The organism is Acinetobacter lwoffii (assembly GCF_052078135.1).
Classification (GTDB): Bacteria; Pseudomonadota; Gammaproteobacteria; order Pseudomonadales; family Moraxellaceae; genus Acinetobacter; species Acinetobacter lwoffii_Z.
Map to the genome: position 1 here is coordinate 213,481 of NZ_JBQGUZ010000003.1, position 10,147 is coordinate 223,627.

Genomic DNA, 10,147 nt, shown 5'->3' on the forward strand with positions numbered 1-10,147 from the left:
AATTTCGAGGTTTTTTAAAATGCGATAAATAAATTGTTATATGGAACAGATTATTTCATATACGCACCTTCAGACTGACTATGATCCGTTTCATCAACGACATGCATTAACTCTGGTACATGTTGTTTTAATGTGGTTTCAACACCTTGCTTCAAAGTAATATCAATCGCTGAACAACCCTGGCAACCACCACCAAATTTAAGTACAGCGGTTAAACCTTTTTCAGGGTCTTCTTTAACTTCAACCAGTGCACAGTTACCGCCATGGCCTGCCAGACCCGGGTTAATTTCAGACTGTAATACATAGGTAATACGCTCTTCTACTGATGCATCTGGACCTACGCGTGGCACTTTGGAGTTCGGTGCACGGAAAGTCAACTGACCGCCAAAACGGTCTTTGTTGTAATCAATCACGGCATCGAGTAAATACGGAATAGATGGCGAGTCGATAAAAGCAGGGAAATCAGGATATTCCTGCTTATAATCTGTCGGTACAACTTCATCAGGTGCACTATAGGCCATGCAACATTCAGCGCGAGGAGTACCCGGATGCTCTACAAAAACACGCACACCAATACCCGGGGTGTTCTGTTTATCCAGTAGATCCTTTAAATACTCTTGTGCTGTTGGTGTAATCAATAAGTTGGGAATTTCACCAACAACTGGAGTGCTGCTGTTCTCAGTCGACATAACAATAATTTCCTCAAGCTCAAGCGGCCATTTTAACTGAAGATGCGGGGTAATTTTTAAAAATCAACTAAAATTGTCGGATTTATTATAAAAGTACAACTTTAGCTCCATTTTAATGGCATGATAATTGGCAAATAGGCACCATTAGAATCATTTATATGCTTGATTTACCTTTTAATCATACCGTTACTATTATTCTGATCACCTGTATTGTGTCATTTATTGCTTTCTCCAAAGAGACGGTGATGAATCGCCTGATTTTCTGGCCACCGGCACTGCAACGTGGACAATATGATCGCTTTATTACTCATGGCTTTATCCATGCGGATGGGGCACATCTGCTGTTCAACATGATTACCCTGTTCTTTTTTGGCAGCGTGATTGAAAGCTTTTATCGTCAATACCTATATGACCTGGGTTTTATCCTGTTTTACCTCGGTGGTCTGATCGCAGCGATTCTACCCAGTTACCTGAAGCATAAAAATGATGCCCGCTGGGCTAGTCTCGGCGCTTCCGGTGCAGTGTCGGCTGTACTGTTTGCCTATATCCTGTTTGAACCTTGGAAATTAATTTTTGTGTTCTTCATTCCGGTTCCTGCCATTATTTTTGCTGTGCTGTATGTAGCCTATAGCATCTGGTCAGGCAAAAAAGGCAATAGCAACATTAATCATAGCGCGCATTTATGGGGAGCGGCTTACGGGGTGGTCATGACGATTATTCTGGAGCCACGCCTGATTCCGCATTTCCTGAATAAACTGATGCAGGTTCCGTTTTAATCAGTTTTTTAAATACTGAAGGAATAAAGCTACATATGAGTTAAGCCTCATATTTCTGCTGAAAACGAATAAGAGAGCTGCTGCTCCCTTATTCGTTTGAAACATCTCGTAATATATTAGAAAGTGATGATGTCACTTAATGCCAATCTTGGACTGAATTTTGCAGCGATAATGTATACATCTGTATATTAATTACTGTCATTCTCGAGATATTTTGCATGTCCACTACACCAGACGGTCTTCAATTTCCTCTTCAGTCTCAGCAACAAAAACCAAGTAGCTCCAAAGCAGGACGCGCGATCATCGCAGCCGCCTTAGCCAATGTCGCCCCTCTCAGTTCGCAACAGGCACAATCAGAAAAAAACTGGCGCAAAAAATATACCGTGCATTTTAAGCAACTGGTCGAACAGGGACTGAGTTCTCCTGAAGCCAGCTTGAAAATTGCCGAAGATGGATTAGCAAAGGCCCATCAGACTTTTGAATTTTATCGTGATGGTCAAAAGTATGTATTGCAAGATGCCTTAACTCTGCCCGCTGAACAACTACATACATTCAAACTCACAGGTAGCAGTAAAGCTGTACCAGAATGGTATGTGCCTTACCACGGTCAAAAGCTGCAAGGTGATGCCTTATTGGAGCAGATTGAGCGCTGGGAAAGCCAAGGCATCGTGGAAACCAGTCATGCCAATGCCCTGCGTGAATGTGTGGTACATCCTGAATGGTTTGACTTGTCAGATCGGACGGCGGTGCTGTTTGGTGCCGCATCTGAAGCCGGCCCTTTGACCTGGCTGACGAAATGGAAAGCCAACATTGTGGCGATTGATCTGCCAAACACCCGGGTATGGAGCAAGATTATCGATACCATTAGCCAAGGCAATGCCACACTGTATGCACCTTGTATTGAAGACTTACCTGCTGATACTTCACTTGACATTTTAAAAGAAAAACTGGGCGCAAATTTGCTCACCCAGATTCCTGAAATTGCCACATGGCTATTACAGTTTGAGCAGGACCTAGATCTGGCTGCAATTGCTTATCTGGATGGTGAAAAGCATGTCCGCGTCTCCATGGCCATGGATGCCATCATGCACTATGTTAGTCAGCAAAAAGCCAATACCAGTCTGATGTACATGTGTACGCCGACCGATGTTTATGCGGTGCCGAGTGAAGTAATCGAAGCCTCTAAAGTAAAATATACTGAACGCTCTAAGGTACAGACGATCCTTTCTAAAGGGGTTTCAGCTTTAAGCCGCAAACACTTTTTCCAGAAAAATGCGCATGAACTGATTCAGTCTGGTGATCAGGCGTATGGTATTTGTGACTGTCTGGTGGTTGAACAAGGCCCGAACTATGCGCTGGCAAAACGCATTCAGCAATGGCGTGCTACCTTAGCTCGTGCTCAAGGTCAGCGGGTCAGCATCAATATTGCCCCTTCTACTACGACCTATTCCGTGACCAAAAATCCGCTATTAAAAGCAGCGTTCAACGGCGCCAGCCTGTTTGATGTTGAAGCCTTTGCACCTGAAACCACCAATGCAATTATGGCTGCACTGTGGATTCATGACCTTCGCAATCCAGAATCGGTGGCCAATCCTGAAGTGAAGCTGAACCATCCGCTTGAATTAATGATGCATGGCGCGAATCATGGTGGTTTGTGGCGAGTGGCCTATCTGGCACGTACCGCACTACCTTTTGCTGCACTATATGGTTTTGCGACAGAGAAGTTGCCAAAAGGATTATTGAGTAAGTTGAAGAAGTAATTTTTTTATTATCTTCATCCAATTTTTCCATAAGAAAGGTAATCGTTATTTTTAAAGTTCTCCCCTCGTTGCGTAGCAGTGCTGCTCATCCCTAAAGCAGAGAGAACTTTAATTGAAAATGGGCGTTCCCTCTCCTTCTAGGAGAGGGTTAGGGAGAGGTTAATTTGGGCTTTCAATCATTCAAATTCTTATGAATGTGCTTTGGGCAGATTTAAGTTGATCTATTTTATAGCTTCTTTTTTTCTTTACTTTTGAAAGATCAAAAGTAACAAAAATCTTTTGTTAAGCTGATGATATGTCCCTATATCACAGCCTAACGGCGACATCCCTGTCGCCTTAATCGTAATTTAGATTCCTCTTTTACATCCTTAATTTTTCTTCCACCCATAAAAAAACGCTGCCAAAGCAGCGTTTTTACCTTAAAAAGTCCTAGAAGACTTTAAGAAGCAACCAGTACAAAGTACCTGACAAACAGATCGTTGCTGGTAAAGTAAAGATCCAGGCAGACAGAATAGTTTTCACCATCTGGAAGTTCAGACCTGACTTGTTCGCCACCATGGTACCTGCTACTGCAGAGTTCAATACATGGGTGGTTGATACCGGCATACCAAAGCCATCTGCCGCTGCAATAGTTGACATTGCCACAAGTTCGGCAGACATACCCTGACCATAAGTCATATGCTGTTTACCAATACGCTCACCAACCGTCACGACAATACGCTTCCAGCCGACCATCGTACCCAGACCAAGTGCCAAGGCTGTCGCCACTTTTACCCAGGTCGGGATGTATTGCAGGAATGAATCCAGATTGTCACGGTATTCATCCACTGTTTTTTCCTGCGCAGCACTCATTGCCGGTAAAGCTTCTGCTTTATCCAGACGCTTAAATGCTGTAGTGCTCAGATACATGTCATTACGGAATTCAGATACTTGAGCTTCAGGAACATCCTTAATGCTGGTATAGCTACCGACTTTCTCACCCAGATGATCCGTCAAGCTTGCCAATGCAGGCACGACTTCAGGGGTAATTTCCTTGGTCTGAATGTACTTGGTGATCACATCACGAGCTTGTTCATCCGGAATATCCTGATGATTTGGATAGATCACATCCGCTGTTTGTGCAGATAACTGACCAAAAGACTGAATATGTTGTACATCCAGATTTTTGTTCAGCGAGTACGCCAACGGCACACAGCCGATCAGGATTAACATGATCAGACCCATACCTTTTTGACCGTCATTTGAACCATGGGCAAAGCTCACCCCAGTACAGGTAAAGATCAGCATGGCACGAATCAATGGTGGTGGTGGCTTGTTACCTTCAGGTGGCTGAAACAGTTCCAGTTGACGCTTGAAGATTTTTTTCACCAGCAGGAACACAATCGCAGCAAATGCAAAACCGATTAAAGGCGAGAATAACAGCGCCTTACCGACTTTCATCACCTGCTCCATGTCTATACCTGAAGCGCCAGTACCGGCATTCAGAATATAGTTCATGATGCCCACACCCAGAATCGAACCGATCAGGGTATGTGAACTGGATGCTGGAATACCGAGGAACCAGGTTCCCAGATTCCAGAGAATAGCCGCGATCAGCATGGCAAAGACCATGGCAAAGCCTGCTCCGGAGCCGACATTCATGATCAGCTCGACCGGCAATAACGCAATAATGCCGTAAGCGACCGCACCACTGGCCACCATAACCCCAAGGAAGTTACAGAAGCCGGCCCACATCACTGCGACAGGAGCTGAAAGTGCATTGGTATAAATGACTGTGGCCACAGCATTGGCGGTATCGTGAAAGCCATTGACGAACTCAAAGCTCAACGCAATAAAAAGTGCCGTCGCTAACAAAATAACTGAATACAAGCCCAAGGCCGGTACATGCGCTAAATCTGCAGACAACTGGAAGCCGATATAAATCAGCGTAGTGATAATAAGAGTCAGGAACACCGGCATAAAGAATTTCGGTGTTGGCACATGAACATTGGTCGACTTTTGGGAAGCCGACCCGTGTGCTGAATCTACGGGAGTTTGATTAGGATTCATGCAAGCAGGAATAGAGGATTCAAGAATCCCCATATTGTTCAGTTAAATTGTGACAATTATATGACAAACTGCTGTCATATGAAGCAATTATTTGGATTTTCTTGCTGCTATTCGTCCTGTTTAATTCCGACTAAAACACTAGATTTTGATTTTATAAATCAATTACTTAAGAGAGGATTCCAGCTTATTTAAGCTTAGCAACCGCACATATTTTGCTACCAAAACGATTCAAACCCTGCCTGTCATCAAGCTGAGCAAAAGTTTCATTTGCACAGCATAAGCCATCAATATGACAATTTCATTAATGAAAGCATCAGCTTAATTTTCTGATCCTGTTTCTTGTCTGTAAGGCATCGAATCAGATTCGAGATTGCATTATTTTCTGATCCGCATGTTAAAACTTGTTGTTTTTCTAGATGACTTATCAAATTTTCATATCATGCTTATCCATCATTCTGAGCAATCTCAGCAGAAATCAGCCAACTAATCTGCTAAGATTAGCGTCGTTTTTTTTGATTTCTGCTGAGAAAGTTTGAATGTCTACACTTACCACTTTAAAAGAACTTCTTGCCAAAAGAATTTTAATTATCGATGGTGCGATGGGTACCATGATCCAGCGCCATAAACTGGAAGAAGCCGATTATCGTGGTGAGCGTTTTGCTGACTGGGCCTATGATCTCAAAGGCAATAATGATTTGCTGGTGCTGACTCAACCACAAATCATTCAAGGCATTCATGAAGCTTACTTAGAAGCTGGCGCCGATATTATTGAAACCAATACCTTTAACGGTACCCGTGTTTCAATGTCGGATTACCACATGGAAGATCTGGTTCCTGAAATTAACCGTGAAGCAGCGCGTCTGGCCAAAGAAGCCTGTGCCAAATATTCAACGCCTGAAAAACCACGCTTTGTGGCAGGTGTGATTGGTCCGACATCGCGTACCACTTCTATTTCTCCAAACGTGAATGATCCGGCGTTCCGTAACATCACTTTTGATGCACTCAAAGTTGACTATATTGAATCGACCAAGGCCTTGATCGAAGGTGGTGCAGACATCATCCTGATCGAAACTGTGTTCGATACTTTAAATGCCAAAGCTGCCATCTTTGCAGTAAAAGAAGTCTTTAAAGAATTAGGCTATGAACTGCCAATCATGATTTCAGGTACGATCACGGATGCATCAGGTCGTACATTGACTGGTCAAACCGCTGAAGCTTTCTGGAACTCGATGCGCCATGCGGAGCCACTTTCTATCGGCTTTAACTGTGCGCTGGGTGCAGATGCGATGCGTCCACACGTGAAAACCGTGTCTGACGTTGCCGATACCTTTGTTTCAGCGCATCCAAACGCTGGCTTGCCAAATGCCTTCGGTGGTTATGATGAAACGCCGGAAGAAACTGCGGCCTTCATTAAAGAATTTGCAGAAAGTGGCTTAATTAATATTACCGGTGGGTGCTGTGGTACTACGCCGGATCATATCCGCGCGATTGCAAATGCTGTTGCAGGCATTACCCCTCGTCAAATTCCTGAAATTGAACCGGCTTGCCGTTTAAGCGGTTTAGAGCCATTTAACATCACCAAAGATTCACTGTTCGTGAACGTTGGTGAACGTACCAACGTCACCGGTTCAAAAAAATTCCTGCGTCTGATTCGTGAAGAAAACTTCGCCGAAGCGCTTGATGTTGCCCGTCAACAGGTTGAAGCCGGTGCACAGATCATCGACATCAACATGGATGAAGGCATGCTCGATTCGCAAGGTGCGATGGTGCATTTCCTGAATCTGATTGCTTCTGAGCCGGATATTTCACGTGTGCCAATCATGCTGGATTCTTCTAAATGGGAGATTATCGAAGCGGGCCTGAAATGTGTGCAAGGTAAAGCCGTGGTGAACTCGATTTCCCTGAAAGAAGGTCATGACGAGTTTGTCGAACGTGCCCGCCTCTGCCGTCAATATGGTGCCGCGGTCATCGTGATGGCATTTGATGAAGATGGTCAGGCCGATACAGCTGCGCGTAAAAAAGAAATCTGTAAGCGTTCATATGATGTTCTGGTGAATGAAGTAGGCTTCCCGTCTGAAGATATCATCTTTGACCCGAACGTCTTTGCGATTGCGACCGGTATTGAAGAACACAACAACTATGGCGTGGACTTTATTGAAGCGACTGGCTGGATTAAACAGAACCTGCCAAATGCGATGATTTCTGGTGGTGTGTCGAACGTATCGTTCTCGTTCCGTGGTAACGAACCGGTACGTGAAGCGATTCACTCGGTGTTCCTGTACCATGCCATTCAGCAAGGCATGACTATGGGTATTGTAAATGCCGGTCAGATGGCGATTTACGATGACATCGATAAAGAATTGAAAGAAGCGGTTGAAGATGTTGTTTTAAACCAGAACCAGGGTGAAAGCGGTCAGGAAGCAACCGAAAAACTGCTTGCTGTTGCTGAAAAATACCGTGGTCAAAGTGGTACGCAAAAAGCCGAAGAAAATCTGGAATGGCGTAATGAGTCTGTTGAAAAACGTCTTGAATATGCATTGGTAAAAGGCATCACGACTTATATCGATCAAGATACTGAAGAAGCGCGTTTAAACTCTACACGTCCACTGGATGTGATTGAAGGTCCATTGATGGCGGGTATGAACGTAGTCGGCGATCTGTTCGGTGCCGGTAAAATGTTCTTGCCACAAGTAGTCAAATCTGCACGCGTGATGAAACAGGCTGTAGCGTGGTTGAACCCGTTCATTGAAGCTGAGAAAACCCAAGCCGAAGCAAAAGGTAAAATCCTGCTGGCTACGGTGAAAGGCGACGTACACGACATCGGTAAAAACATCGTTGGCGTAGTATTAGGCTGTAATGGTTATGACATCGTGGATCTGGGCGTGATGGTGCCATGTGAGAAAATTCTACAAACTGCGATTGATGAAAAAGTCGATATCATCGGTTTGTCTGGTCTGATCACGCCGTCTCTGGATGAAATGGTCTTTGTTGCCAAAGAAATGCAGCGCAAAGGCTTTAACATTCCGTTAATGATTGGTGGTGCGACGACTTCTAAAGCGCATACCGCAGTGAAAATCTCACCGCAATATCATAATGATGGCGTGCTTTACACCGCAGATGCTTCACGTGCCGTGGGTGTAGCAACGCAGTTGCTCTCTCCTGAGATGAAGCCAAAATTGCTGGCTGACTATGCAGCGGATTATGAAAAAATTCGTACCCGTCTTGCGAACAAACAACCGAAAGCGGCGAAATTGTCTTATCAAAAGTCGGTTGAAAATGGCTTCAAGATCGACTTTGACAAGAATGCACCGGTTAAACCAAACTTTATTGGTTCAGAAACATTCACCAATTATCCGCTTGAAACCTTGGTGGAATATTTTGACTGGACGCCGTTCTTTATTTCCTGGAGCCTGGCAGGTAAATTCCCGAAAATCCTTGAAGATGAAGTGGTGGGTGAAGCAGCGCGTGATTTGTTTGAACAAGCTCAAGCCATGCTCAAAGATATTATCGAGAATAAACGCTTTGATGCCCGTGCAACATTCAAGATCTATCCTGCCAACCGTGTGGCAGCAGATACAGTTGCGGTTGCAGATGAAAATGGCAACGTGACCCATACTTTTGAGCACCTTCGTCAGCAATCTGACAAGGTGACAGGTAGAGCCAACTATTCTTTGGCGGACTTTATTGCACCGAAAGATGTGGCTCAGGATTATTTGGGCGGCTTTACCGTGTCGATTTTCGGTGCCGAAGAGCTTTCACAAGAATATAAAGCCAAAGGCGATGATTATAGCGCAATTATGGTTCAGGCTTTGGGTGACCGTTTTGCTGAAGCATTTGCCGAGCATTTACATGAGCGTATTCGTAAAGAGTTCTGGGGCTACCAAGCAGATGAACAATTGTCGAATGAAGATTTGATCAAAGAGAAGTATGTGGGTATTCGTCCTGCACCTGGCTACCCTGCTTGTCCTGAGCATTCTGAAAAAGCATCATTGTTTGACTGGTTAGGTACGACAGAGAAGATGGGTACTTACCTGACTTCGAGCTTTGCGATGTGGCCACCTTCATCAGTCAGCGGTTTCTATTATGCAAACCCTGAAACTGAATACTTTAACGTAGGTAAAATCTCTGGCGACCAGTTGGAAGATTATGCGAAGCGTAAAGGCTGGACTTTGGATGAAGCGAAACGTTGGTTAGCGCCAAATCTGGATGATTCTGTGGTTTAAGAATTCTCTAGTTTCGATATAAAAAAACCCCTCGATTGAGGGGATTTTTTTGTTTTTAGATTTTTAATCTCCCTAAATCCCTCTTTAAGAAAGAGGGACTTTCGCGTATCAAATGGATTACGTGACAACTCCTCCCTTTTCTAAAGGGAGGTTGGGAGGGATTAATTGATTAATAATAAAAATTAGTGGATATTGTTCAAATTCTCAAAAATTACATATACTAAAAATGAAGAATAGATGTTCGCTTTGCCACGAGGCAAAAGAATTACAAGAGAGTCATTTCATCCCAAAATTTGTTGGGAAATGGCTAAAAAAGACTAGTGCTACCGGATATCTTCGGAACATAGATAATATTAACAAAAGACAACAAGATATTATTAAGGATTACCTCTTATGTAACGATTGTGAGCTTCTTTTTTCAAGTTGGGAAAAACAATTTTCTGAAAAAATGTTCATACCGTTTTTAGACCAAAAAAATTATGTTACCGAATATAAAGATTGGTTAGCAAAATTCTGTGCATCCCTTTCATGGAGAACATTAGGGCGTGTCCTCATTTGGCTTTACACCAAATAAATATGCAAGCAATGTAAATCATAGACTGGTAATTTCGTGCAAGCTTATCAAATCGGGTTGCAATCGCTCGGAAATG

Annotated in this window: 5 protein-coding genes; 3 read left to right on the top strand and 2 right to left on the bottom strand. The window is 43.7% G+C overall.

Going from position 1 to position 10,147, the window contains the following annotated elements; translation table 11 throughout:
* Positions 1-50: 50 nt before the first annotated feature.
* The gene (gene nfuA, locus ACTL4S_RS03420; protein WP_004279400.1) at positions 51-689 is read right to left on the bottom strand and encodes a Fe-S biogenesis protein NfuA; all 639 of its coding nucleotides are present in this window, start codon (positions 687-689) and stop codon (positions 51-53) included.
* Between the two features lie 158 nt (positions 690-847).
* Between nfuA and ACTL4S_RS03425 the strand changes: the two genes are divergently transcribed.
* Together ACTL4S_RS03425 and ACTL4S_RS03430 are read left to right on the top strand one after the other, a co-directional pair.
* Positions 848-1,465, top strand: coding sequence for a rhomboid family intramembrane serine protease (locus ACTL4S_RS03425; RefSeq protein WP_004646259.1), 618 nt, complete (start codon positions 848-850; stop codon positions 1,463-1,465).
* A gap of 218 nt (positions 1,466-1,683) precedes the next feature.
* Positions 1,684-3,225, top strand: coding sequence for a hypothetical protein (locus ACTL4S_RS03430; RefSeq protein WP_441298745.1), 1,542 nt, complete (start codon positions 1,684-1,686; stop codon positions 3,223-3,225).
* 429 nt (positions 3,226-3,654) lie between these two features.
* Here the strand turns inward: ACTL4S_RS03430 and ACTL4S_RS03435 are convergent, their stop codons facing one another.
* Positions 3,655-5,274, bottom strand: a complete 1,620-nt coding sequence (locus ACTL4S_RS03435) for an inorganic phosphate transporter (RefSeq protein ID WP_034435995.1) — start codon at positions 5,272-5,274, stop codon at positions 3,655-3,657.
* Between the two features lie 536 nt (positions 5,275-5,810).
* Between ACTL4S_RS03435 and metH the strand changes: the two genes are divergently transcribed.
* Positions 5,811-9,497, top strand: a complete 3,687-nt coding sequence (metH, locus tag ACTL4S_RS03440; RefSeq protein ID WP_441298746.1) for a methionine synthase — start codon at positions 5,811-5,813, stop codon at positions 9,495-9,497.
* The last annotated feature ends 650 nt before the right edge of the window (positions 9,498-10,147 follow it).